The organism is Candidatus Lokiarchaeum ossiferum, assembly GCA_025839675.1.
In the GTDB taxonomy this organism is placed as follows: Archaea; Asgardarchaeota; Lokiarchaeia; order Sigyniarchaeales; family Promethearchaeaceae; genus Lokiarchaeum; species Lokiarchaeum ossiferum.
In genome coordinates, this window is the sequence record CP104013.1 from 2,715,258 (window position 1) to 2,741,935 (window position 26,678).

The window sequence follows — 26,678 nt, forward strand, 5'->3', positions numbered from 1 at the left end:
GAAAATAATGTCTTATTTTACTTATTTTTATTCAAAAATGAATATATTCAGAAAATAGTTTTCATTTTACTAAACACGATTTTTATTGAATTAACTTATTTTCAATTTTGGGCCAAAAATAATATTTTGACAAATATTGAAAATCAATTTTCCAAAATAATGAATCTGATAAATTGGACCAACTTTGAAGTGATTTGGAAAAAAATATCAATCTTCATTATAATTTCAAGCCCTCAACATCAATCAATAATTTTCATTATTCAATTACTTTGGCAGACCACATAAATGAAACATAGTTTATAGGCGAGGATTTAAATAATAAAGCTTCTATGATTACAATGTTCTTAGAAAAAAATTGTTAAAAAAAATGCCTTTTTTTAATAATGAATAAGAACAAAGTGATTGAAATGAAACACACCAAAATGTATGTCGTAATGGCAGCTCTTCTTTTTAGCACCATGATCCCCTCAATGGTCATGGCAGAAGAAGAAGCAGCCGAACGACCATTTATATATGGGGTGGGTTCCCTAGTAGTGGATTTAGATCCACAAACCGCTTGGGACAGTGCCTCCGGAGATATGATTTCTCAAATTAGTGAAGGTCTTCTCTCTTACGATTTAACCGATCCTAATTTGGCCCTCCAACCACAGCTTGCCAAAGATTTTGGAAATTGGTCTGAAGATGCAACAGAATACACCATTGAACTCAAACAAGGAGTAAAATTCCATGATGGGGAAGAAATGACTGCTGATGATGTTGTATTTACCTTCGATCGATTGAACTATTTCTGTTCTAATGAAACTCCAACCCAAATTGCAGAATTATACGAACCACTAGCTTCTATATATCCTGATACACCTCTTTTAATCAACAAAACCGAAGCTATCAACGATTATACTGTGAAATTCACACTTAACTATCCATATGTTGCTTTTGAACCTTTGTTATGTTTCTATGGATCAGTTATTTTGTCTGAAAAAAGTACACCAGCTAGAGAGTATTTAATTACTGCCACAGACACTTTAATTGGAACGGGCCCATACTATCAAGAATCAAATAGTGATCGATTAACCGTCTACAAATATTTTGAAGATTATTATGGGGAACACATTCCTGAGATTAAAGAAATGCACTGGGTGTTATATGACGATGCTACCACTCAAAACCAAGCATTTTTATCCGGTGATGTTGATGCTGTTGATGGAATTAGTTTAGAATTTATGTCAGAATATGAAGGTAGTGAGTACCACACAGTTGGAGATCGATTGCAATCGACAGTTATTGTTTATTTAGGTATGGATAACACTGTAATCAAGCTTAATACTCGACTTGCTATTCAGGATGCTATTAACTACACCTATATTATTGATGAAATTGGAAAGGGTGAACTAGCTCAAATGACTTCTATCGTTCCAAAAGGTATTATGTATCATGATACAAGCATTGAAGCGCCCGTTCAAAATCTTACCGCCGCTCGGTTACATATATTAGATGCAATCGCCGCTGGAGAATTAACTGCACCAGCCGGATTTGATTTGGATGAAACTAGTCCCGATGAAGAATGGGCCGCTGTTGCAATCGAGAGTTATTCCTATACTTACAACACTGGAAACGCTAATCGAGAAGCAGTTGGCGAATTATGCAAAGCGAACTTAGATAAAATCGGAATCGATGTAGCAGTCAATGGAAAAACGTGGGGAGAATTCCTCAACGATTTAGATGAAGGAAATGTAGAAATTTATATGCTTGGATGGGGACCAGACTATAACGATCCTAGCAATTTTATCAACCCCTTGATGTCTAATACATCTTCAGCGAACGCAGCTCACGTTAATGACTCCCAATTACAAACTATGATGTCTGATGGTTTAACTGAAACAAATATGACTAAACGTGAAGAGCTCTATCATGAAATTCAGCAATATATTGCATATGATATTGTCCCATGGGCTTATTTGTATACTGGAAACGCTCGATCAGTTCGTTATAATGGTGCTGAAAATACTTGTCGTAATGCGATGGGAATTCCATATTTCTACCTATGGACCTTTGATTACTCTTCAATTCCAAAAGGTATTCCAGGATTTAACATTCTTGCCCTATTTGGTGTTGCAGCAATTACTTTTTCAGCGTTAATTTATAAAAAACGCCACTAAGTACTGAAATAAATAATTTTCAATACTTTTTTTTTCCAATCATACTCATAAAACATGAAATATAACCAAAATTATATTGATTTAATCACACAATCGATCCTCTAGATCGGATCACCACACCGTTTGATAGCAAACAACTCCCATCTAGAGGATCACCACTGGTAAATCAATGCAAAATTATTGCAGTAATGGGAATTTTGTTTAGTGAATTTTTTTCATTTGAATGTAATTATGAAAAATGACGAAAAAATCATAATTCACTTTTTTTATCTATATTATTAAGTTATTTTAAATTATTTCAGATTTTTAATATTCATAATTGGGCCAACTAAGTCTTTCCATTTTTCATATATTTTGAAATACCTTGAATAGAATAACCATCTAATCAATTTGGTAAATATTCTATTCTTAAAATTAATAATATTCGGCCTTTTCTCGGTTTTATTTTTGCCGAATTTTAATTTGGATAAACTAGATTGATGAACAAGGGTCAAAAAGCAAGGATTTATATAGTAATTTTTCTATGTTTATCTTGTTCTTAAATCTCACCATTTCTAAAAATCGAAATTAAGAACATGTGATTGAAATGAAACACACGAAAATGTATGTCGTAATGGCTGCCCTTCTCTTTAGCACTATGATCCCAGCAATGGTCATGGCTGAAGAAGAAGTAGCTGAACGACCGTTTATATATGGCGTTAGTTCTTTGGTGGTAAATTTAGATCCACAAAATGCTTGGGACAGCGCTTCAGGAGATATGATCACGCAAATCAGCGAAGGTCTTTTTTCCTATGACTTAACCGATCCTAACCTAGCGATCCAACCACAACTTGCCAAAGACTTTGGAAATTGGTCTGAAGATGCAACAGAATACACAGTTGAACTCAAACAGGGAGTAAAATTCCACGATGGAGAGGATTTCACAGCAGATGATGTTGTATTTTCTTTTGAACGCTTAGAATTCTTTTGCGTGAATGAAACACAAACCCAAATTGCAGAATTATATGAACCATTAGCTTCCTTATATCCAAATACACCTCTTTTAATCAACAAAACCGAAGCTATTGATGATTATACAGTCAAATTCACCTTAAACTACCCATATGTAGCATTTGAACCTTTGTTATGTTTCTATGGATCAGTTATTTTGTCTGAAAAAAGCACACCCGCTGAAGAATATTTAGTTACTGCCACAGACACTTTAATTGGAACGGGACCATATTATCAAGAATCAAACAACGACCGATTGACTGTCTACAAATATTTTGAGGATTATTACGGCGAACACATTCCTGAAATTAAAGAAATGCACTGGGTACTATATGATGATGCCACCACCTTAAATCAAGCATTTTTATCTGGAGATGTGGATGCTGTTGGTGCAATCTCCCTAGAATTTATGAGTGAATATGCAGGGAGTGAATTCCATGAAGTTGGCGACCGCTTACAAGGAACAGTAATCATCTATTTAGGGATGGATAATGATGTAATTGGTGTTAACACACGTTTTGCAATACGAGACGCCATTAACTATACTTACATTATTGAAGAATTAGGAAAGGGTGAATTAGCCCAAATGACTTCCATTGTCCCAAAAGGTATCATGTATCATGATGAAAGCATTAAAGCACCTGTTCAAAACATAACATCTGCCCGATTGCATATTTTAGATGCAATTGCTGCTGGAGAATTAACAGCCCCATCAGGCTTTGATTTAGACGAGACTAGCGCCGATGAAGAATGGGAAGCTGCCGAAATTGCCAGCTATTCATATACCTATAATGCAGGAAATGCGATGCGAGAAGGAGTTGGAGAACTATGCAAAGCAAACTTGGCCAAAATTGGTATTTCCGTCGCGGTCACTGGAAAAACATGGGGTGAATTCTTAAACGATTTAAACAATGCAGAAGTTGAAATCTACATGCTTGGATGGGGTCCGGATTATAATGATCCAAGTAATTTTATCAACCCTCTCATGTCAAATACCTCTTCAGCTAACGCAGCTCATGTAAACGACAGCAAATTGCAAAAAATGATGTCTGATGGTTTAACTGAAACAAATATGACTGCCCGTGAAGAAATTTACAAGGAAATGCAAAATTATATCAATGACGAAATTGTTCCATGGGCCTACTTGTACGTCTCAAATAGTCGATCAGTAAGATACATTGGTGTCGAAAACACTTGTCGTAATGCAATGGGAATTCCATATTTCTACTTATGGACGTTTGATTACACAAAAATACCAAAAGGGATCCCTGGTTTCAATATATTAGCAATCTTCGGAATTGCAGCTATTTCCTTTTCAGGATTGATGTATAAAAAACGAAACTAAGGTATTATTAGATTTTTTTTTTTTTTTTGAATATACCCTATCACACTGCTCAAATCACTTTGTTTTTAATCACACTCGATCTTCAGGACAGGTCACCACTTTGCTTTGGAAAGCATTCCTGTCCTGAGGGTCCCATTTTAAAATAATTAGCTTATATCCAAAGGAATTTTGATGTCTGCAATAGATTCAAGCAATATTAAGAAGGAAAAAAAAAAAATGATTGAAATTTAATCACACAATAGATCAATAGAAAAAAGTCACCACACTCTTTTCTAAGGGTCACCACTATACACAATCTATCTATAAAATATTAAGAGATATCAACTTTTAAAATTATTTTATTACGATGGTTTTCGGTAAAAAATCAAGTAAAAATAATCAAATTTCGAATTTTATGAGCTGAATGTATATCACAAAATTGGGGATTTAGAGTAGAAGGTCATTTCTGGTTAGAAAATTGGTTAAAACGTCCCCTTTTATATATTTGAGATAAATTCAATAATAACATCCTTTTTTCGGATATTCATTCACTAAAAAAGAAAAAAAAGGTTTTTTTGCAATATTTTGTGTCTACTCAAGATCGCCTTGTAAACGAAGTTCATTTTCCAATTCTGCCCAGAGGTCATCAATATATTGATTCCATTGACCAATTATTTCTTCAGACATACCCTTGAATCGATTTTGCTTAGCTAAATAATCTCGAATATCCTTGCGCTTTTCTTTATTTAGATAGCGTTTACTTGGTTGAGAAATAGTTAATTTTCCATTCTCACGTTCGAATAGAGGCCAATATCCTGATTCAACAGCCATTCGTGTCATTTGAATCGAATCACTCATTGGAAATCCCCAACCTGGTGGACAAGATCCGAGAATTTCAATATAGCGAACACCTTGACCATTATATTCACGAGCTTTCTTGAATTTTTCATAAATATCCCGTGGATGACTAATTGAACAGGTGGCAATATAACTTAACCCATGAGCAGCCATAATTTTAAGCATATTCTTTTTGACTTGCACTTTTCCTTTAATTGGAGTGGTTGTAGTCTTTGCACCAAAAGGCGTAGCACCAGATCTTTGAATTCCAGTATTCATGTATGCCTCATTGTTAACACAAGCAAAAATGAAGTTATCACCCCGTTCAGCAGCACCACTTAATCCTTGAATTCCAATATCATAAGTTCCCCCATCACCAGCCCATGCGAGAACAACAATTTCTTTATCTTTCCCTTGAGCTTTAAGTGCTGCAGAAGCTCCGGCAGCATTAGCTGCTACGGTTTCAAAACAACAATAAAAAGCTGGAACCTTCATAGGAGTATAACCACCAACACCACCGCACACAGTAGAGCATGATGCTGGATTAGTTATGATTGTTTTTGGACCAAGAGCTTTAAGTGCCCAGCGATAGGCAAGTTGAATTCCACATCCGGAACATAATCGAGTTCCCGATTGAATATATTCTTCTTCAGGCAATTCAGAAATTTTTAAGACCATTTTAATTTTCCTCCTTTTTATAACCCAACTCTTCTAATTGAGTTCCTATAAATTCAGTATGTACATTTGCTTGGATATCATGATTTCCTTGTTCTGCAATGGATTTTTTAACACTATTGTATAAATCATCATGGGTTACATCCCGTCCACCGAGCCCAACAATGAAGCTCCGAATTTCGGGGTGATTATTTCCAGCATACAAAGCAGCTTTTAATTCATACGATAAGATTCCTTCGTATCCATAACCTACATCACGATCGAAGACCACAATAAGTTTTGCATTGCTGAAGGCTTCTCGCAAATATTTTACCGGGAAAGGACGGAAAAGTTTTAGACTGATTAAACCTACTTTTAATCCATCTTCTCGGAGAGTATCGACCACACCACGGGATTCAGAAGCAACCGATCCAACACCAAAAATTAGCACTTCGGCATCTTCGGCTTTATAGGCTTTGTAGATCCCATTTCCATAAGATCGTCCAAACTTGGCTTCAAAATCTTTAGCTACTTCTTCAATGACTTCAAATGCGTATTCATGGGCCTTTTGCATGGAATATCGGAATTCGTAATAACCTGGAGTTTTTCCTTCGGGGCGTACTGACATTCCTGGAGGAGTCACAGCATTGACACTTTTAATATTGTTAAAATCTGTTAAATTAATGTGGTGTTTTAATGGGGGAAGAAATTCATCTACTTTTTCTTGGTCCTCAATTTGCACAGGCATCATAGTATGAGATAAAATATAACCATCATAACTGACAAATGCAGGTAAATAAACACGTGGATCTTCAGCAACGCGATATGACATTAAAACAGTATCATATGCCTCTTGATTTGTTTCAACAAATTGTTGGATAAATCCCACATCTCTCACAGAGAATGCATCTTGATGGTCTGTCCAGACCGACCACGGAGCACCTAATGCACGAGTTGCAATACACATGACGACAGGTAAACGAGATCCAGCAGCCCAACATAGCAATTCGTACATATAGGCAAGACCATTTGCACTAGATGCAGTAAAAACACGAGAACCCATTTGACTGGCTGCTATAACAGCTGCAATCGCGCTTTGTTCGCTTTCGACGGTAACAAATTGGGTATTTCCCATTTCTTCTGCTTCAACAAATTCAGATATTTTTTCAACAACAGGACTTTGAGGAGTAATCGGATAGGCGGCGACTACTTCAACACGCGCACTTCTGCACGCATAAGCCGCTGCATGATTACCAGTAATTACTTTTTTTTCGGGCACTTTTAGCACACTCCATCACGGGATTCTTTTTCAGAAACCATTTCAATACATTTTGTTGGACATTCAGTCGCACAGATCCCACAACCTTTACAATAATCAAGATTAAAGGTCGGAGGGATTGTTCGAGTGACAGTATTTTCTGGACAATACATCCAGCAAAAATGGCAAGTAGGTTTCCCAGTTTTCACAACCGTACATCGACTTGCATCAATTACTGGGCGAACTGTTCGCCAAGAACCGGTTTTTCCAGCTTCCCCAACAGCAGGAGTCTGCATTGAGGCAAGAATGGAACGAGAAATATTTTTCTCATAGTTTGCATCTTTTTCTGTAAATACCATTTTTATCATCCCTTAGTAAATTAATTAACTTCTCCCACTTCAGCAAGTTCAGCAGCCATTTGAGCCGCTTTCACATTTAGGGCCGTTTTTGAACTAGCTCCAAATTTATTTTCAATAGCCTTTTGTGCATCAGCTAAATTGATCTTCACCGATGATTTGGTAATAACGCCTAATACCGAAGTATTCACAATTGGTTGATTTTCTTTGGTTGTTAATTTCAAATCAAAAGCAATCTGGGTTAAATCCGCAGTAACAATCGTAATTTTTGAATCTCCAAAATCATAAGTTTCTCGAATTTCACTAGGACATTTGGGAGTATTTAAGATAAGAGCACCTGTTTCTTTTATACTGCTTATAATATGTGTTCCAAAAACGGTTTCATCTAAAACAATGGCATAATCTGCTTTTTCAATATGGGCACGAGTCCAAATTGGAGTATCTGAGATCCTACAAAATGCTTGAACAGGCGCACCACGCCGTTCGGTCCCAAAACTTGGAAAAGCAGACACTTCGGGATAGTTTCCACTAAGGATTGCCGCATCTGCAAGAATTTTACCTGCAGTCACAGCACCCATCCCACCTCTTCCGTAAAATATAATTTCTATCATGTTCGTCACCAAGCAATTCCACAAATATGTGAAAATTTGTTGCTTTTTTCGTACATTGGATCATTTTTCAATCCGGATTTATTAAAATACACCATTATCCCCGCAAAAATAACCATTCTAAAATATCCTCGATACGGGGAATGCATCGGATTAACGATTAATCATAATACTTATTTACATTTAATTTTTCTATTTATGATGATTTTGGGAGAAAGAACCCACTTTCTAAAAAATTTCCATGAAAAAATATCTTCAACTTTTTATTGGTTGGGTTTTAATGAACTTGTTTTGGAAAGGGAACAACTGAGTTTTGAGAGAATTTAAAGCACAATAATTCCATTTCTAATGATTTTAATGAGTACCCTAGAAAAATACTCTTAATAACTCCTTCCGATTGGCACTAATAAAAATAAACGATTGTTCCAAATGAAAAAATAGTTTTACCCATTATAATTCTCAAGAAATACCGACAAATAGTTTTTAATTTAAATGCACAGATTTTTTACAAATAATTCATTTTAATCATTTGTATAAAATATGACAGACTCAGAATTGAAAAAAACGAGGGAGCAACTTGCCCGTGCTTTGCGCGAGCGGGACAGATATCGTAATGAATTGGATAGACTCCAACGTAGAATACAAAAAATGGCGATTCCTCCTTTGCTTTTAGCAACTGTCTCCCGAATAGTTGATGATAGCTTCGTTGTTATTCATACTCCTTCTGGAAATGACTTTTTGGTCGCTTCTCCCTTTGAAACCTTAAAATCTGGAGATGTAGTGGGAGTCGACCAACAAACTTTAAAAATCGTTAAAATCTTACCTCCAAATGTAGATGCTTTCGTTGCTGGGATGGAATTGGATTCTAAACCAGAAGAAACCTATGAAGACATTGGTGGATTAGACGACATTATTCTTACAATCCGTGAAGTAGTCGAACTTCCTTTAACAAATCCAGAAATTTTTGATATAATAGGAATCGATCCTCCAAATGGAGTATTATTAGAAGGACCACCAGGAACGGGAAAAACATTGATCGCACGCGCAGTAGCTAATGCCACGAACGCAACCTTTATCCGATTAGTGGGATCAGAATTAATCCAGAAATACATTGGAGAAGGTGCCCGATTAGTCAGGGAATTATTTTCCTTAGCTCGCGAAAAAGCCCCAGCCGTTCTGTTTATTGATGAAATCGATGCAGTTGCATCCAAACGAACTCAGGATTCACAAGTCTCAGATCGTGAAGTTCAACGAACTTTAATGCAATTATTAGCTGAAATGGATGGATTCGAAGTTAATCAACAGGTTAAAATTATCGCTGCCACTAATCGCCCAGATATTTTAGACCCTGCCATTATGCGTCCAGGTCGCTTTGATCGTATTATAAAAGTTGGATTACCAGACGTTAAAGGACGAAGTGATATCTTCAAAATTCATACCAGAAACATGCCTCTTCAAGATGTTAATTTAGATAAAATTGCGATGAATTTAGATGAACTTTCTGGAGCTGATATTAAAAGTATTTGTACTGAAGCAGGAATGAATGCAATCCGAGCAAATCGTAAAGTCGTACTTCGAGAAGATTTCCACAATGCTTACAACAAATATATTAAGAAAGTCCGTGAAGGACGCCCAGCAGCACCAGTCTATTCCTAATTTTTTTATCCTTTTATTACCACACTTCTACTGCAAAAAGTTATTAATTTTGAGAGAAGAATATAGATCGATGGTAACAATTCTAACCCACTTAGATGCCGATGGAATTTGTAGTGGATCCTTAATCAAAATGACGAAGAAATATAAAAATGCACGGGTTTTTTTTACTCATCCAGCGGGTTTAGCAAAAGATCTCAAGGGAATAAATGATGATCTGCTAATTTGTGACATCGCAATTGATATTAAATCCTATCATAAAACATATGCCCTACTAGAAAAAATATCCCAAGAGCATGAAATCTACTACTTTGATCATCACCATCTTCCGGAAGCACTTCCAGAAAAAGTCATCAATATCCATAATGAAAGTATTTCCGCCACCGAAATAGTTTATCGGTATTTTTATCATGCTCTTCCCAGTTATGCAGATCATATTGCTCTTTTAGGGGCAATTTGTGATTATTTGGACAATTCTCCTTTAATGAAGGAATTATTGCACCATTATGAACGTCGCACTTTATTTCTCGATGCAGGATTATTAGCGGAAGGGTTGAAAAAATTTTCTCATGGTCCGAACTATGATGATCTCCGAAAAATCGTTCAGCGATTAAGTCAAGGAGAATATCCTTGTGAAATTCGGGAATTGACTCGAGCCGCTTTAAGCAGTACACGAAGGGATAAATTGCAACGTAAGAATATTCTCGAAAACTATGAAAAACGATTAAATTTTGCCTATATCATGGATCCAGATGCAGGGTCAAGATCGAAAGTCGCCCATTGGATCATGGGGCATTCCGGAACATTACTTGGTATTGTAATAATTCAATTACGATCAAAACCCGATATGGTCGATTTGACGATTCGAGGGCGACAGTTGATCGATTTAAGAACGATTATTCCAGAAATAGCCCAATCTATTGGAGGAAATGCAGGTGGTCATTCGAATGCAATTGGATGCCGAATCCCGAAAAACAAGTTGAATAGATTTCTCACGATTCTTGATGAAAAATTATCGCAACTTCACATCCCAAAACCCTTTAGAATTGCAGAATTAATTCAATTTGATTAAAAAAATGAAATTTTTTTTTAGAAATTTAAGAATTTTTGATGATTTCTAAAGCTGCTATCGTTCCATCAGCAACGGCGGTTGTAATTTGACGGTAGGATTTGTCTCGGATATCTCCCGCAGCATAGACTCCTGAAAGATTTGTTTTCATATGTAAATCGGTCTTGATATAGTGATATGAATTCAAAGCCAAATTCACAGGGCGATTTAAAAGAAAATCACTATTAGGAAGCATACCTACAAAAATAAATACCCCATCACGACTTATAGTCGTTTTTTCTCCAGTCTTTAAGTCTTCTATCTCAACAGAAATTTTATCACCCTCAAGATTAAAGGAACGGGGTTCATGAGACCATAGAACTTGAACTTTCGGATTAGAGAGAACTTTATCTGCGGTGATTCTTTCTGCTTGCAGATGATCAAATTGATGAATAACCGTGAGAGAACGAACATGTTTCAAAAGTAAAAGGGATTCTTCCATGGCACTATTACCTCCACCGATGACAAAGATATCTTTATCCTTATAAAATTCGCCATCACAAGTAGCGCAATAAGAAAGTCCATTTCCTCGTAATTCCTTTTCACCCGGCAAACCTAAAAATCTGGGAGAAGACCCAGTAGCAACGAGGATAAATTTAGAATAAAATTTTTCATCCTCATCAATTTCAATCCATTTGATTTCATCTTTAAAGCAATAATCTGTGATATCTGAAGCCAATTCGAATTTAGTTCCAAAAATCTCTGCTTGTTCCTTCATATTAGAAGATAATTGTAATCCAGATATGGGTTCAATAAATCCGGGGTAGTTAGCAACAATCGATGTTGTTTTTACTTGGCCACCGGCGGGAGCTGATTCATCAACGATAAGTGTAGATAACCCTGCCCGAGAAAGATAAATTGCTGCAGATAATCCTGCTGGTCCAGCGCCTATCACAATTACGTCAAAGGAATTCGATTGATGATCTTGTATCATTGTTGAAATCTCCAGTGAAATGTTCAAAAAAAAAAACTTAAGCATACACTTCTTTCAAAATCGATTTAACATCTTTGGCAGACTGAATACTGGAAGTTGCTTTAACGACTTTTCCATCTTGATAGTAAATTGTGAAAGGTAGACCCCGAAAATTTTGAGCTTCCGGTAAATTTCGAATAACTGCAGCATCGGGATTATCGAACTCAAAATCGCTAAACGCAATATTTTCAAATTTAGGTTCCAAGGCTTTCATAACACCATAAACTGGAAGACACATAGGACCGTTTCGGCCACATACGACCACAGCATTTTTGTTTTCTGAAATGAACTTTGAATGTTCATCTTTAGACATAATATGTTTTAATTGAGATTGTAACATTTTCCACACTTTGTATGTGCAATAATTATGCACACCCTTAACCATTAAAAATATTTATAGTATTTAAATATGTGCTTTTTTTTTTCACAACCTTCAATCATCAAAAGAATTTTTTTAATCCACAATATTCTTTTCTGGAAAATATCCACTTATTGACACTTTTAAGTTGGAATAATAAGGTTTTAATTCAAACTCCTTAAAACTGCAGAGAATTTTAAAAAAGGGGATATTTTACAAAATTTGGGAAGGTCACTGATTTTAGGAAAATATGGACTAGCATGTATAAAAAGAAAAAGAGCATATAGATGATAATAATGTACGGTGTAACAGGTAAAATATTGAACATCAATTTAACCGATCAGTCTGTTAAGGTCGAATCCCTCTCTGAAGAATTATATCGGAAATACTTGGGAGGATATGGGCTGGGTGCCTATTATATATACAATCATATTAAGCCAGGATGCGATCCCTTAGGACCTGATAATATTCTCGGGTTTATTCCAGGATTATTAACAGGTTCTGTAGCTCCTATGACTGGGCGGTTTATTGTCTGTGGAAAAAGTCCGCTTACAGGAAAAGGAAAGCGAACAAATGGAGAAGAATGTACTGGCGGATGGGGAAATGCAAATTCAGGTGGTACCTTCGGACCAGCGATTCGAAAAGCAGGATTTGATGGTATTTTCATTACAGGGGTGGCTGCGAATCCAACTTATTTGCTAATTGAAAAAGATTCAATAACTTTAGAATCCGCAGCCAGTTTATGGGGAAAAGATTGTGTTGAAACGGAAGAAATTTTGAAAGAACGGCATGGGAAATCGGTAAAAGTTTCTTCGATAGGACGAGCAGGTGAAAATAAATCCTTAATTGCAGGGATAGTGAATGATAAGGGACGAATTGCTGCCCGCAGTGGGTTAGGTGCAGTCATGGGGTCAAAGAATTTAAAAGCTCTTTGTCTAAAGGGAAATACTAAGGTTGACTTTGCAGCAAAACCTCACATGCTTGAACTTAGTAAGGCATACAACAAAAAAATTAAGTCTCAACTCAAATCCAAAATGATCCGAGGTATGATTCCCATGTTTGATGTTATGACTCCCTTAATCCGAGTATTAAAAATGCCAATTGGCGGAGACGGGCCACTAATGTCCCGAATTGTTTCCAATGGGTTTGGAGGAGCGGCGATGGGTACCACCATGGTGAATGTCCTATCATCCCAAAATGGTGATTCTCCAGTCAAGAACTATAAAGGAGTCGGATACAAAGATTTTCCATGGAAATCAGCAATGAATTTTCGAGGAAAAACATTGAAATCCAAAATGAAACGCCAATATGGGTGTTTTTCATGTCCCGTTCGATGCGGAGCGATTCTCGAACATGATGAATTACCTTATGATGATAAAGAAACTCATCGTCCCGAATATGAAACGTGCGCTGCCTTTGGATCGCTTATTTTAAATTATGATTTGGATGTGTTAATGCAAGCGAACGAGTATTTGAATCGAACTGGGATGGATACAATTTCTGCAGGCAATATCGTCGCATATGTGCATGAATGTGTCGAAAACCAAATATTTACCAAAGACGATTTCAAGTGCAATGCCTATCCCGATGGATTTCTTCCTAGCTGGGGAGAATCTCAATTTATTTTACCCCTTCTGAAAATGATAGTTAATCGGGAAGGCTTAGGAGATAAACTTGCTGATGGATTGTATATGATCAAACAACATTTTCCACAAACTGCTGCCTATGCGATTACCTCCAATGGCCAAGAACTTCCAATGCACGATCTCCGTTTGGATCCAGGACTGGGATTAACTTATTTGACCGATCCAACACCTGGACGACATACGGCGGGGACCATTGATTTTGAAGGAGGAATGGGACTAAACTATTTCTTGAAGGAAGTCGAGTTTAAAAACTCCAAGGATCCCTATCAAAAAGGATTTCACTCGGCAGATGTAGTTAAAGTCCATCAATTGATCGAGACCCTCGGATTTTGCATTTTCGGGAATAACTTCGGCAGATATCCATTTGTGGAAATGATTGAAGCGGCTTTTGGTTGGAAATTCACAGCGGAAGAAATTTTGACAACGGGACAACGAATCCAAACATTGCGCCAAATGTTTAATGCGCGAGAAGGAGCAATTCGCCATGAACTCAATCAACGTACGCTTGGCAACCCACCCTTAGAAAAGGGGCCTTTGAAGAAAATTTCTGTCGATTTAGAAATAATGGCCCAGGGTTATTATGAAGGGATGGGATTTGAAACAAATGGCGTCCCAAAGAAGTCAACCCTTGAAAAATTAGGATTGGAAGCACTCGTATCCGATTTAGAACACTGTACAGGCGCCCCAGAAGCACTAGTGAATCAATATCTCTCTTCGGGAGATAAATCGGTGAAGTCTAGCCCAGATGTAACACCTCTTCGCGGAGGCTAATCTTCACAATTAACTATTTTAATCCTTTTTTGCTATTTTATTCCACTATCAATTAAATCTATGACCACTTTTTCAATACATATAATTCAAAAGTGCAGTAGATCAAAAAATTTTAATCAGTATTGAAATACTTCCAGTTATGTCTTCCACGAACTATAAAGAAATATGTATTTGGAAAGACGAAAGTAATTGCGAAGGCTGTGAAGTTTGCCAACACATATTTTGCCGGTATACTTCCAAATATCGTCTGATGTACGCAGCATCGTTCATTCCCATGTTGTTTGCGGGATTAACAATTGGCTTTTCAGCTTTATCACTAACCCTAAAATTAGTGAGTTTAATTGGCTGGATAGTATACATGTTTTTCTTTCTCAATGTCTGGGAAAGCCATATGTTGTGTAACCATTGCGTCTACTACGCCAATCCCAATGAGAAAACCTTAAACTGCCCGATTGATAAAGGAAAAATGAAAACTGGAACTTACAATCCAGGACCTCTAACAATCAGTGAAAAAATCCAATTTTTCACGGGTTTTGCGCTCTTTGCAGGGTTTCCAATCCCCTTCATGATTATTGGAAAACTTTATGTCGTTCTTGCTATATATGTGGCATTATTTGCACTCTGGATCTTATTAATTCAAACGAAAGTGTGTAATGCGTGTGTCAATTTTGCCTGTCCCATCAATAGAGTAGATCCGAAAATTCGAGCCGAATTTATGAAGCGGAATCCGTTGATTCGTAAGGCATGGGAAGAAAAAGGATATCATTTTGATTAGCATATTTAAAATTCAAAAACATCCAATGAAGGCTTCATAATGCCTATTTCACTCTAAAAAATCTGTGAATCATCTTTTCCAAATTATCATTTTTTCAATTATTGTTTTTATTCTTCTTTATCAAGTATTTTTTAATCCAAACATTAAAAGAATAAATTTTTAAAATTATTTCAAAATATTAAAGAAAAAGGGGAAAATAGCATGTTGAGTTCAAAATTACCTATTTTCTTAAATCTCGTGTCTTATAAAATCCATATAGATAAGCACTGAAGATAAAGATTAAAATAATCCATAAAGGAATTAATGCGTTGAAAGTATAAATCATAACATTTAGGATGAGCCCCAAAATGACGGGAACAGCCGTAATTATTAGAAGAGCAGATCTTTCAATTGGTTTTCGAGTCCCCCAATAGAGTAAGAGTGTCCATCCCCACATGAGGGTAGCAGCAAACCCCATTGAGTACTTGTAGGCCAACGAATTTTCAACAGCAATGAACACACCAGTTCCAGTAAGAGCTTCGTATGACAAAAATATTGCAGCAAAAAAATCTGCAATGCAACCTTTCCAAAATAGAAATTTGGTCAACTTAATTTTTTTTTTTTTGGTTTCAAACATCAAAAAGCACCTAATTATAAATTGCGTATTTCGTAAATTACGATTTTCGCAATAATAAATTATGGTTTCTGATATATTTCAACATTACGAATTTGGAAATATATGAAAACAGAAACATTAAAATCGACTAATTCCTTCAAAAGCTAATTCCTTCCTTATCAATTTTAAGAAAGAATATAATTTTAGAATGGGGATATCAATGTTCGAAAATATGAATAAGGCTTTTCTACTCGCGGGTATCACAGTCAATAAATTTCTTGCTAAAGAAGAAAACAACAAAGAATTTATCAAAATAAAAAAGCATCTATTTATTATTGGCTTAATTGGATCGAAATCCGATTGTACAATTAAGGACATTGTATCATTTCTTCAGATTCCTCCCAGTACCGCTACAAGTCGCCTTAATGGTTTAGTGAAAGATGGGCTAATCAATCGGGAAACGTCGTCTACCAACCGTCGGTACATGGCACTTTCTCTAACTGAGAAGGGAGAAAAAATCCACCAACACCTCAATCAACATTTAAAAGCCCATATTCAGCAATTGATCCAACCCCTTTCCATGAAAGAACAACAAACATTTCTTGCTTTATTTGATAAGATTTTAAACTCCATCGGTGAAGAATGAAAGAAATTTCCTTAGAGGACATCATAAATTATTGATATCTAAGCAATACGATATGAAGATAAAAATTTTGAATAAAAAAAGAATATTAATTACCAATTTACATTTCCTTCAGCATTTGGGCTAACATGAATTTATTTCCATCAGGATCATAAAAAGTGACCAATTTTACCATATCTGCTACCACATACGGATCGCTTTCAAGTCGAATTTGAGCAGATTTAAATTTTTTTGAAAGATTATCAATATCCTTGACTCCAAAGGTGAGTGTAGCTCCGCCTTTTACTTGAGGTTTTTCTACTTGCGATAACCCGACATTCACTCCTTCTATTGGAGTTTTCATCTCGCACCAGCCAATTTCATCCATTCGATAAATCAATTCAAAACCTAGAGATTTTGAATACCATTCAATAGAAGCATCAAGATCCTGAACTTCAAGAGCACACGTAAGTGTACCATCAATACTTTCCGAGTTTAACATAGTTTTTTTCCTCATTTTTTTAACTACATCATTTTCCCATCGATTAAATTCTGAAAATGATAATAGTATGGTTTTTATACTTTGTATACTTTACAGACTATATAAAGATTATGATTATAAGTAATATTATATTGCTCCATTATCGTTGGGCAATACCCATCATTGCAGAAATTTTTAGAAATAATGGAGTAAAATACATATATTTACATAAAAAATTGAAAATTAATAAATCGGTATTGAGTAAAACCCTTCAAGTTTTAGAAGAAAGCAATTACATTAAAAAAAATCCTGGATATGGTCATCCTTTAAGACCAGAATATATTATCAATGAAAACGCATTTTTTATTTCCGAGAAATGTAGAAATCTTTATGATTCTTTAATTGAAATGAATATGCAACACATTCTGGCTACAAAATGGATCGTACCAATTTTACTGGTGATTCAAAATAAAAAATTACGATTTTCAGAAATTAAGAAGGAACTAGATAACATAACGTCCCGATCCTTAACAATTGCATTAAAAAAGCTTGAAAATGAAGAATTTTTAGAACGAACAACTACCTCAGCATATCCTCCTACCAGTCATTATCAAATTAAGAAAAAATTTCACCTCCTTTTTCCAATATTACTCAATTTCAATCAATAAATGAATTATAAACTGAAGCAAAAGATGAACTTGCAGTTTTTTTCTAACATTCGAGTGGAAAGATAAAAAAGGAATGTTTTTTTCCTTACTATCATGCTAAGCAAAGTCTATTATATTGGAATGGAAGCCCCTGAATTCGAGGACCGCTTCCAAAATAAAATTGTACGGCTTTTTGAAGCTGCCGGATTGGGCGACGCGATCACAAAAAAAGACTTAACTGCTATTAAGACTCATTTTGGTGAAAAGGGAAACACAACATTCACTCACCCATGGAACATCCGAACTATTGTCGACGAAGTGAAAAAGAAAGGAGGAAATCCGTTCATCACTGACACAAATACATTATATAGTTATGCGCGAAAAAATGCTGTTGACCATCTTTTAACAGCCACATCCCATGGTTTTACTGAAGCCGTGGTAGGTGCCCCAATCATTATTGCAGATGGTTTAACTGGACGAAACGAGCGAGAAGTAACAATCAATAAGAAACATTTTAATAAAGTAAAACTGGCAGGTGATATTGTGCAAGCCGACAGTATGATTGTAGCATCACATTTCAAAGGACATCAAATGGCAGGGTTTGGGGGAGCGATAAAAAATTTAGCCATGGGATGCGCCACTGTCGCAGGTAAAAAAGATCAACACAATACACGACCCTTCGCCGATGAAGAAAAATGTACTGGGTGTGGAACTTGTGCGAATGTCTGTCCTGTATCCACCATTGAAATAGTTGACGGGAAAGCCGAAGTTAATTCTGAAAATTGCATTGGCTGTAATGAGTGTGTGACCCACTGTCCCGAGAAGGCAATGATGGTCGATTGGGATGAAGATCTTCCAGAATTCATTGAAAGATTGACCGAATACGCTTATGGTGCCTATAAACAGAAGAAGGGAAAAATTGGTTTCATCAATTTTGCTATCAATATTACCCCGGAATGCGATTGTTTTGCATGGTCGCAACGCTTGATTGTTCGAGATATTGGCATTTTAGCATCAAAAGACCCTGTTGCTCTTGATAAAGCCTGCTATGATCTTGTGAACCAAGCCCAAGGAAACAAAGAGTCCTTATTGAAATGTAATCTCGAACCCGGAGCAGATAAATTCAAAGGGTTGGCCGAAAATACAATTGGAGAACGTCAACTGTCTTATGGTGAAGAAATTGGCTTAGGTTCCCAAGATTACGAACTCATTAAGCTCTGATTTACAATTTTGTTTGGAAAAGAACTTATGTTTTTTTTTAATTCAGAATATTTTTCCTTTTTTCTATTAAAAACGAAATTTGTATTTATGCAAGATTACCCAACATAAAAGCATCCATCAAAGTGAAAACTTTCAATTGTGGATAGCTATCTTGCAAATTCTTGTAGAAGTAGTAATTTATAAAATTTTTATACTTAAAAATTTAAATAGGTATTCACAGAGTTTTTTGTATGGTTTTAGAAGCACAAAATTTAGAATTAATTAATCTTATTAATCAACGAGATATCTCCCAAATTGACAGAATGCTAAAAAATTGGCCTAAAAAGGACTCATCTATGGATGATTTCACTGACGAAAAAGGATATACAGCGCTCCATTTAGCCTTAACTCAAAGTTTACATGAAATAGCATGGATTCTGATAAATAAAGGTTGGAATATTACACAACAAAATCTTGATCAAAAAATCCCATTGCACTATGCAGCAGCCCGAGGATTATTAGATATTGTAAAATATTTCCACAATCAAAACGTTAAGCTCGATGCAAAAACCTTAGATGGATTGACACCCCTCCATTTAGCCGCTTATGAAAATCAAGCAGAGGTGGTTAAATATTTTCTTCAGTCAGGAATCAATATCAATATCCTCGAATCAAACAAACTTACACCTTTACACTATGCAGCGTATAATGGTCATCCCGAGATGATAAGATTACTCATCAACCTTAAAGCAGATGCAAATCTGCAAGATAATAAGGGTAATACACCCATATTCTACGCGATCATGAATAATCATGTAGATGCGACTCAAGTTTTTTTGGATTTCAATGTAGACTTGGAAAAGCGAAATGCTGATCAAAAATCAATAAAAGAAATAATCCAAGAATTGGATAATAAGGAAATGTTAAAAATGATAAAAATTAGACACTAGTGATCCAGTTACATTAGGTTAAACCTGCTAAGAGCGGCATCTTGATATGTCTAACATCGAAAAAAGTTAGAATATTGGACACCAGTAGTTTTTTGTTCCATCTCCACGCGTTATTATTTAATTCGTTAAATAAAGGAATAGCGTGGAAGAAGAATCCCCACTTTCTGGAATAATCTATGCAGATTTTTTTAAAAATGAGGAAATGGAGATCAAAAAGTGATTGAAGTATTTAATTTTAAACCAGAACATGTCGAAACTGCAGCAAAATTATTTGTGGAAGGATACAAACGTTTAGGTAAAACCTATTTAGATTTACCTTCGAAGTATGGTGATTTATATTTTGTTGGCTCGAAATTAGGAAATATCATTAAAGAGAATCCTTCTTTTGTTGCCGTACGAAATGGTGAATTAATTGGTTATTTAACAGGTTTTGCAAATATTCCAAATTTAAAAGGGAGATCCATGGGAGTATATATTCCAGAATGGGCACACGGTTCAATAAATACGAAAGATAAGGAAAAAATTTACAGTAAATTATATTCACATCTATCTAAAATATGGATTGCTGAAAAAATTTATACACATCTTATAACCTATTATGGAGAAGATGTTAAATTAAATGCGCAATTTCACAAATTTGGTTTTGGACTTCTTGTTATTGATGGTTATCGCACTTTAACACCTCTAAAAATTAATGATAACCCTGCCTTTTATATCAGACAAGCAAAAAAAGAGGATTTGAGGATTCTTTCGCATTTCAATGAATTAATTTATAAACACCTACGAGATGCTCCTACTTTCTTATATTCATCGCCTTCCCAAAAATCTCTGGAGGAGATTGAGAAAGATTTCTTAGGAAGTAATCGAATAACATTTGTGGCTGAACACGAGGGCAAAATAGTGTCCATTATTAGAGCCATGCTAAATGAAGGACCAGGATGTGAAGTTGTTCAAGATACCGGCACTTTAGGTGTGAATTTTGGGTATACATTACCAGAAATGAGGGGTTCAGGGATCGCTTCCTTGGTATTAAATAAGTTAATAGAATGGGGCAAAAAAAAAGATATGAAACGATGTGTCGTAGATTTTGAATCCCAAAATATTGAAGCATATAATTTCTGGTTAAGATACTTTCAACCAATTTGCTATTCTGGAATCAGAAAAATTGATGATAGGATAGAATAGATTCTCGAGGTCAAAAAAAAACGGATATTTTTTTATTCATCAAACGGAAAAGCAAATTTCTTAAAAGTTTCAGCAAAATCAGAATATTTTGCGATGTATTTTTTCATTTCAGCATATCGTTCAAATGAGGATAAATAAGATACGATTACATCTGCTTCGTGAATTTCTGTGAGAAGAAATTCAGAATGTCGTAAAAATCCCATTTGTCTTTTTTCTTGAGTGTTTGGGACGATTATTGGAGAATTCTCAATAGTAGGGTCGATTTTTTGAAATCCATCTTTTGATGCTCGAAATCCATAAACAAAATTATATTTAACGTTTATATTGGGAAAAAGTTCATTGAATTGGTTCCAAAGTACATCCAAACATCCATAGCAAGGAGTTTTCTCAGATAGAATAAATAGTTCCCCCGTTATTTCAGTTTTATCTTCATGCTCTAAAAGACCCAATTGACTAACAAAATTGTTGAGTATTTTAAATTCACTATGGTAATTATTCTTCTTTTTCGGATTAGCTTTGACATCGTGGGGATGTAAAACAAGATTAGGGGTGAAAATGGGGACCAAATCTTGTTCAAACCAAAGCGAAGAGATGTGTGGAACGATTTCCTCATTCTTGGGCTTGATGCATTTTTCAGTGACAGACCCTTTAGTCTCCATTTCATGAAGCTGTTTTATGAGTTCAAGTTGATAACTGGAGTTGGAACTTACAACCTTCTTTCCATCAAGAATAACCATCGGTCCTTTATCATTAAAAGAAATGAGATAACCTTCTACTTCTTCCCGGTTGCCTATTTTGATTTTGTATATTCCAATCGAAAGATGTAATGTAGTCCCTCGCATTCCCGTTTGGGTATTCCTTATTTGAGGAATAGTTTGGTGCCAATTCAATAGATTAACGTAATCATTATCCCTCTTATACAATTTAAGTTCTGTATTCTTAATCGTATTGAAAATTTGGTATCCTTGATATCTCGAGATGTTAGAACCAATTGAAATATTATCAAGGGTGAAAAGATTCTCGAGTTTAGCATTTTTATGAACAAAATCTTTAGGCATCGGGTGTGGATCATAAAAATGGATGAGATACTCTGTATTGAAATATGTTCCCAAATCTTGTGTAGTAATCTTTATCGCAGGGGTTGGATCAAAGCGTCCTATTAACTTCAGCGAAGCACGGGAGTAAACATCAATTCGTATCAGGCAACCTGGAGATAAATTGAACCTTTTACGGCGTTGTTGAGCATTGAAGAACTTAAAGAGATTTTCTGGGACTGAGCACTCCCCATCTTTCCTAATTTCTCGAACAGTCTTCTGAATAACTTGAACACATCTCTTTGGCTCCAACCCGGGAAATATTGTAAAATAAAAAATTGAGTCAAAAAAATAGACATTTTCATTTTGACAGGTAGATTCACTTAAAAAGTTGAACAATTGTTCTTTTTCATCAATCGAGGGAGTATTTTTCATTATTAATCGTTTTTTTAAAGGGAAATTTCAAAGCGGAGTTAAATTATATAATTACAATCTTTTCCAAAATTAACTCAAGACTTCTTTAAAGATGTTACATCCAATGCTAAATCAATTCATAGATTATTAAAGAAATTTTGGGTGTTAAATAAAGGATAATTTTTAGTTAGGTGTGAGATGGCGATGAAATTTCGAGTTCAAATCTCGTTAAAGAAGCAAGTCGAGATATTCTTAGTTTTTCCAGCAATCTACTCCTTTAAAATTTAGTTGGGTCCATTTAAGAATATTAAGATTTTGAAATCATTCATCTACATTGAAAAGGAACCGCCATCAATTTAATTTTTCACTAAAACACCCATAAAGTCCGAGTTGATAATATTCCCCTTTTTTTTAATAATGGATCAGCTATAGAAATTATGATGGAAATGAAATTTAAGAGGAATGGATAAGTCTTTATATCAAATTCCAATCAAAAATCAAGAAGAAGATTTTAATAAATCTGACCTACTTTTCATTCAAAAATGATCAGGAGAACAAAACGATTTGATGTAACAATTTTATTTTTCATTTATGTGATCGTAGGAACCGGATTCATAACAAGTACTAATAATAGAATTTTGGAAAGCCTTGATTTTCAAGATCCTATTGATTCGAATAGCAAAAATTCATTTAGTAAAGGGGAAATAGGGATTACCACGAGAAATCCATTCAACAATGAAAAATATAGAATTCTATCTGAGGAAAGTGACCAAGTGTACACTAATTTAGATCCTCAAGACCCTTTAATCTATCCCGGATATAAAATACCCGTTGTACAATTTTCAATCGAAAACGAAGATCTCATTGCAGATACCGAAATTCAATTCACTGATGAGACATTTTCAGGCAATTTACCCTTTCAATACATTTGGAATTTTGGCGATGGAACATCGAATAGCACACAACAACACCCTTCTCATATATTTTCAACCCCTGGAAATTATTTAGTTTCATTAATAGTGATCGATTTCGACGGCGACTGGGATTCGGAAACGCAGTTAATTACGATTAGAGAAAGTATTCGTCAAGCGATTCCATTAGATTATAGGGATCAAAATGCTGCCAGAAATATTTCTAGTTATCCTCTCTTAGGATTATTTATCTTAGGAGGAACTTTGGTTGGAATTTCAATCGCAATGGGAGGGATTAAAGCAAAGAAATAAGGAGGAAGTGTAAAAAAATAATCGTTTTTTCAACTTTATTATTTCCACATAAGTTTATGAAGAAACATTTATGACTTTACGATGCTGATGATTAGCAATAATAAGTATAGTAGAGTTTACCAGTTTTCTTCAGTATTATATAGGTTTACTAAAAACCCTCAAATCGTCTCTATTGAAAGTTATCTAAATTTAGTTAATAAATTGACCCCTACATTAATATAGAAAAAAGGCGATGTGTTTTCTTGATAACAATGGAAAATAAAAAAAAATTTGGTATCGCGTTATCCCTCATTTTGATCGTTGGTTTTGCCCCAATTGCAAATGCAGAGACAATACCAGGGATTGCAATTTCTCCTGGAGATTCATATGTATGGAAAGTGATTAAAACTTACACCGGTACAGATGGATTTGCAGAAAATCAATCCTATTATCGATTAATAAATGTTACTGGGATAAGCACTCTGGTAGAAACAACTGATGTGACCTATAATGACTATGTAGCGAATATTACAGCTTATGAAGGTAAGGAATTATGGGTTGTGAAATGGAATGAAACGAATACGGATGAACATTTGATCCTAAATAATACTGATCCAAAAAACAATTTTGGTGGATTTGCAAATTTAGACACTGCTGACTTGACCATTATAGATGATCTAAATGAAACCGAACAGCTAGACTTCTTATTGGATTTTCTTGCAGCATCTTCCTATGATTTCTTAATATTCGCGTTTGTTGTTGCATTAACTGCTGCTTTTAGTACTGCGACTATCAAAGTTCCGTCCAACTCATCAACGATTACATCAGCCTCTAAAAATGCTATTGAAGGTTCACTAACCTTGGGTTATGGATTATACAATGAGGTATCGACACCAAATGTTTGGAAGAATTTATCGATTGAAGTTGATTATTCCATTTCTCTCGATGATACGACGAAGATAATGACTACATCATCCTATGATATGACATTAACAAGCAAACAATTTAACGAGACCAGCGCGGCCTATTATACTGATACTTCCCGAAGTGTTACAAGTGAAGAATTAGTCTATCCGGAAGAAATCGCTAGTTCGGGAATAATGGATATTGTCCAACCAATATTTGATAAACTCGAGGATCTAACGGGATTAGATGGATTATTAGCGGCTGGAATAGGTGTTGGTGCATTATTATTAATTGTTATTGTGATTTGTGCTGTAGCAAGTAAAAAGAAGAAATAAAATAGTTTTTCTTCTTAACACTTTCCTATTTTTTTTCTTTTACATATTTTTTAAAGTTTTATTTTATTATTATTTTAAATTTTTGTTTCTACTTAGAAATGGGCTCAATTATCGATTCATATGAATAATTCGAACATTTTCGTGCAATATATAATTGAACTGATTCATATTTTGGGAAAAAGAAGATCAATTCGATTATCATTTTAGCTAAACAAAAAAACGAAAGATCAGAATCCTGTTGGAAAAAATAACTTAAATTTTGAGATTAAAAGCACAATATTGCCCCCAAAAGCGGGGTTCTCGCCAATTGGAATATTCTTCGATGAAAAAGGTGCCTTTCAAATCAGGGTGTGCATTTGAAATGAAATTTAAGTTAGACATACTCATTGACATAGGTTCCACCCTTAAGAGTTGTTTCCGCTCTCGAAACTCATCTTGTTTAAAATTTAACAGATGAAATTCCCGCCCCCATAGAAAAGCGTACAAAACAAAACCCCCTGTACTATTAATCTCCAATTCTTGGGGATACAAGTCGGTTAAATCTTCAAAATGAGTTATTTGCCATTTCTGAGTATTTGAATCCCAGAGAGCTTGAGCTAAAATATCCTCTCCATCCGATTGTTTAAAATTATAGAAAATGACTGGAGATCCATCTTGCTGAAAATTCGCAGCCATCCGCGTATTGAAGAAATCAACATCGTACCCATACTCAAAAAGGAAACACGATGCTTCAAATTCACTTCGATTAACACAAGTCCCTAAATCATCTCCCGCTGCAGAGTACAGATGCTCGGTGTTAAAATCGTAAAAGGTATAATAATGATCATCAAAAAATGCATTATGAAGCTTATGTAAACCAAAGGTTATTAATAGGCCTTCAGGATTTGTTGAATATTTCACCGCTTTAGTATAAATAGTCCCCCAATTATCATCATAAGGAATGGGGTTGATCAATATTCTCCGTTCAAAAGAGTTACCATTATCGCGGGAAATCCAAACAAATTCAGGTTCATAATCGGGAGTGGAACCGAGCCTAACCCGTCCTAAAAAATAGATGTCACCATTTAGTGCTTGGTAAGCGGCACCATAAGTCACCCCGGTACTATTTGGAAGATATTCAATATTCCAAGCGTTTATGGAATGGGGAGTTTTTGAAATCGCATGGACCACAGGATGATTTCCGTGAAACGAATGGAATACATGTAAATATCCCTGTTGATCATAGATGATTTGGGGATAATTGTGAGCATCGGGTTCCACAGGTGAATCCATTATTTTAACCGGATCTTCCCAGCTATTCGTCTTGTGATCATAACAGGATATGAAAGGAGCACACGCCGAATACGTCCCATTTTTGCCTGAAGAATAAACAATGAAGGTTTTCTGAACCGTATCTGAATACACTCCCGAAGAAAGTTGAGTTTTTTGGCGTGCATAGCCATTGACCGTATAATTAGCAAACTGATTAATAGAAAGATCCCCTGTTTCGAGTTGAATATCATCAAAACCAGAATATGTTCCCCGAAGGAAAATCCACCAATAACCAAAGGAGAAAAAACTCCCCACAATTAAGATCAATATAGTTGTTAGGATAAGTTTCTTTTTCCAAGTTTTATTTTTCATATTAATCACTAAGAATC

At 35.2% G+C, this 26,678-nt stretch carries 23 protein-coding genes; 13 read left to right on the forward strand and 10 right to left on the reverse strand.

All coding sequences use genetic code 11. The features are described 5' to 3' along the window. The first annotated feature begins 407 nt into the window (after positions 1-407). Together NEF87_RS11410 and NEF87_RS11415 are read left to right on the forward strand one after the other, a co-directional pair. Entirely contained in the window at positions 408-2,156 is a 1,749-nt protein-coding gene (locus NEF87_RS11410; RefSeq protein WP_457919905.1) for an ABC transporter substrate-binding protein, read from the forward strand. Between the two features lie 586 nt (positions 2,157-2,742). Beyond that, positions 2,743-4,491, forward strand: coding sequence for an ABC transporter substrate-binding protein (locus tag NEF87_RS11415; protein WP_457919906.1), 1,749 nt, complete (start codon positions 2,743-2,745; stop codon positions 4,489-4,491). 570 nt (positions 4,492-5,061) lie between these two features. On the opposite strand, the gene NEF87_RS11420 is transcribed toward NEF87_RS11415, so the two are convergent. Genes NEF87_RS11420 through NEF87_RS11435 form a run of 4 tightly spaced genes read right to left on the reverse strand, consistent with a single transcriptional unit; the run spans position 5,062 to position 8,186 of the window. Beyond that, positions 5,062-5,985 carry a thiamine pyrophosphate-dependent enzyme gene (locus NEF87_RS11420; RefSeq protein ID WP_457919907.1) on the reverse strand — a complete coding sequence of 308 codons (924 nt, stop codon included), beginning with the start codon at positions 5,983-5,985 and terminating at the stop codon, positions 5,062-5,064. Between the two features lies 1 nt (position 5,986). Continuing rightward, positions 5,987-7,240: a pyruvate ferredoxin oxidoreductase gene (gene porA / locus NEF87_RS11425; RefSeq protein ID WP_457919908.1), complete on the reverse strand. Its 1,254-nt coding sequence runs from the start codon at positions 7,238-7,240 to the stop codon at positions 5,987-5,989. A gap of 2 nt (positions 7,241-7,242) precedes the next feature. After that, positions 7,243-7,578 (reverse strand): 4Fe-4S binding protein, encoded by a 336-nt coding sequence (locus tag NEF87_RS11430; protein ID WP_371806687.1) that lies wholly within the window; start codon positions 7,576-7,578, stop codon positions 7,243-7,245. Between the two features lie 20 nt (positions 7,579-7,598). Next, positions 7,599-8,186, reverse strand: coding sequence for a 2-oxoacid:acceptor oxidoreductase family protein (locus NEF87_RS11435; RefSeq protein ID WP_457919909.1), 588 nt, complete (start codon positions 8,184-8,186; stop codon positions 7,599-7,601). 537 nt (positions 8,187-8,723) lie between these two features. Here NEF87_RS11435 and NEF87_RS11440 point away from each other — a divergent pair. Then, a complete protein-coding gene (locus NEF87_RS11440) occupies positions 8,724-9,839 on the forward strand; it encodes a proteasome-activating nucleotidase (RefSeq protein ID WP_371806689.1) in 1,116 nt (371 codons plus the stop codon). 70 nt (positions 9,840-9,909) lie between these two features. Then, positions 9,910-10,908 carry a DHH family phosphoesterase gene (locus NEF87_RS11445; protein WP_371806690.1) on the forward strand — a complete coding sequence of 333 codons (999 nt, stop codon included), beginning with the start codon at positions 9,910-9,912 and terminating at the stop codon, positions 10,906-10,908. A gap of 25 nt (positions 10,909-10,933) precedes the next feature. On the opposite strand, the gene NEF87_RS11450 is transcribed toward NEF87_RS11445, so the two are convergent. Together NEF87_RS11450 and NEF87_RS11455 are read right to left on the reverse strand one after the other, a co-directional pair. Beyond that, positions 10,934-11,878, reverse strand: a complete 945-nt coding sequence (locus tag NEF87_RS11450; protein WP_457919910.1) for an NAD(P)/FAD-dependent oxidoreductase — start codon at positions 11,876-11,878, stop codon at positions 10,934-10,936. Between the two features lie 37 nt (positions 11,879-11,915). Then, positions 11,916-12,257, reverse strand: a complete 342-nt coding sequence (locus NEF87_RS11455; RefSeq protein WP_457919911.1) for a thioredoxin — start codon at positions 12,255-12,257, stop codon at positions 11,916-11,918. Between the two features lie 305 nt (positions 12,258-12,562). Between NEF87_RS11455 and NEF87_RS11460 the strand changes: the two genes are divergently transcribed. Together NEF87_RS11460 and NEF87_RS11465 are read left to right on the forward strand one after the other, a co-directional pair. Continuing rightward, positions 12,563-14,692 carry an aldehyde ferredoxin oxidoreductase family protein gene (locus NEF87_RS11460; protein ID WP_457919912.1) on the forward strand — a complete coding sequence of 710 codons (2,130 nt, stop codon included), beginning with the start codon at positions 12,563-12,565 and terminating at the stop codon, positions 14,690-14,692. Positions 14,693-14,831: 139 nt separating this feature from the next. Then, positions 14,832-15,467, forward strand: a complete 636-nt coding sequence (locus NEF87_RS11465; RefSeq protein ID WP_457919913.1) for a hypothetical protein — start codon at positions 14,832-14,834, stop codon at positions 15,465-15,467. A gap of 220 nt (positions 15,468-15,687) precedes the next feature. Here the strand turns inward: NEF87_RS11465 and NEF87_RS11470 are convergent, their stop codons facing one another. Beyond that, entirely contained in the window at positions 15,688-16,083 is a 396-nt protein-coding gene (locus NEF87_RS11470; RefSeq protein ID WP_457919914.1) for a hypothetical protein, read from the reverse strand. Positions 16,084-16,282: 199 nt separating this feature from the next. Between NEF87_RS11470 and NEF87_RS11475 the strand changes: the two genes are divergently transcribed. Further along, the gene (locus NEF87_RS11475; RefSeq protein WP_457919915.1) at positions 16,283-16,708 is read left to right on the forward strand and encodes a MarR family winged helix-turn-helix transcriptional regulator; all 426 of its coding nucleotides are present in this window, start codon (positions 16,283-16,285) and stop codon (positions 16,706-16,708) included. A gap of 97 nt (positions 16,709-16,805) precedes the next feature. Here NEF87_RS11475 and NEF87_RS11480 read toward each other — a convergent pair whose 3' ends face one another. Next, on the reverse strand, positions 16,806-17,186 hold the full coding sequence (locus tag NEF87_RS11480; RefSeq protein WP_457919916.1) for a VOC family protein: 381 nt from the start codon (positions 17,184-17,186) through the stop codon (positions 16,806-16,808). 110 nt (positions 17,187-17,296) lie between these two features. On the opposite strand from NEF87_RS11480, the gene NEF87_RS11485 reads away from it, so the two are divergent. The 4 genes from NEF87_RS11485 to NEF87_RS11500 all read left to right on the forward strand — a co-directional run bounded on the left by NEF87_RS11485 (position 17,297) and on the right by NEF87_RS11500 (position 21,147). Continuing rightward, on the forward strand, positions 17,297-17,833 hold the full coding sequence (locus tag NEF87_RS11485) for a winged helix-turn-helix transcriptional regulator (protein ID WP_457919917.1): 537 nt from the start codon (positions 17,297-17,299) through the stop codon (positions 17,831-17,833). Between the two features lie 93 nt (positions 17,834-17,926). Then, complete coding sequence (locus NEF87_RS11490; RefSeq protein WP_457919918.1) at positions 17,927-19,033, forward strand: DUF362 domain-containing protein; 1,107 nt, start codon at positions 17,927-17,929, stop codon at positions 19,031-19,033. A gap of 230 nt (positions 19,034-19,263) precedes the next feature. Next, positions 19,264-19,962, forward strand: a complete 699-nt coding sequence (locus NEF87_RS11495; protein ID WP_457919919.1) for an ankyrin repeat domain-containing protein — start codon at positions 19,264-19,266, stop codon at positions 19,960-19,962. Positions 19,963-20,178: 216 nt separating this feature from the next. Next, on the forward strand, positions 20,179-21,147 hold the full coding sequence (locus NEF87_RS11500; protein ID WP_457919920.1) for an N-acetyltransferase family protein: 969 nt from the start codon (positions 20,179-20,181) through the stop codon (positions 21,145-21,147). A 32-nt stretch (positions 21,148-21,179) separates the two neighbouring features. Here the strand turns inward: NEF87_RS11500 and NEF87_RS11505 are convergent, their stop codons facing one another. Further along, the gene (locus NEF87_RS11505; protein ID WP_457919921.1) at positions 21,180-22,616 is read right to left on the reverse strand and encodes a deaminase domain-containing protein; all 1,437 of its coding nucleotides are present in this window, start codon (positions 22,614-22,616) and stop codon (positions 21,180-21,182) included. Between the two features lie 521 nt (positions 22,617-23,137). On the opposite strand from NEF87_RS11505, the gene NEF87_RS11510 reads away from it, so the two are divergent. Both NEF87_RS11510 and NEF87_RS11515 read left to right on the forward strand, forming a co-directional pair. Next, positions 23,138-23,818 carry a PKD domain-containing protein gene (locus tag NEF87_RS11510; RefSeq protein ID WP_457919922.1) on the forward strand — a complete coding sequence of 227 codons (681 nt, stop codon included), beginning with the start codon at positions 23,138-23,140 and terminating at the stop codon, positions 23,816-23,818. A gap of 251 nt (positions 23,819-24,069) precedes the next feature. Next, the gene (locus NEF87_RS11515; protein ID WP_457919923.1) at positions 24,070-25,038 is read left to right on the forward strand and encodes a hypothetical protein; all 969 of its coding nucleotides are present in this window, start codon (positions 24,070-24,072) and stop codon (positions 25,036-25,038) included. Positions 25,039-25,290: 252 nt separating this feature from the next. Here the strand turns inward: NEF87_RS11515 and NEF87_RS11520 are convergent, their stop codons facing one another. Next, the gene (locus NEF87_RS11520) at positions 25,291-26,661 is read right to left on the reverse strand and encodes a BNR-4 repeat-containing protein (RefSeq protein ID WP_457919924.1); all 1,371 of its coding nucleotides are present in this window, start codon (positions 26,659-26,661) and stop codon (positions 25,291-25,293) included. Between the last annotated feature and the right edge of the window lie 17 nt (positions 26,662-26,678).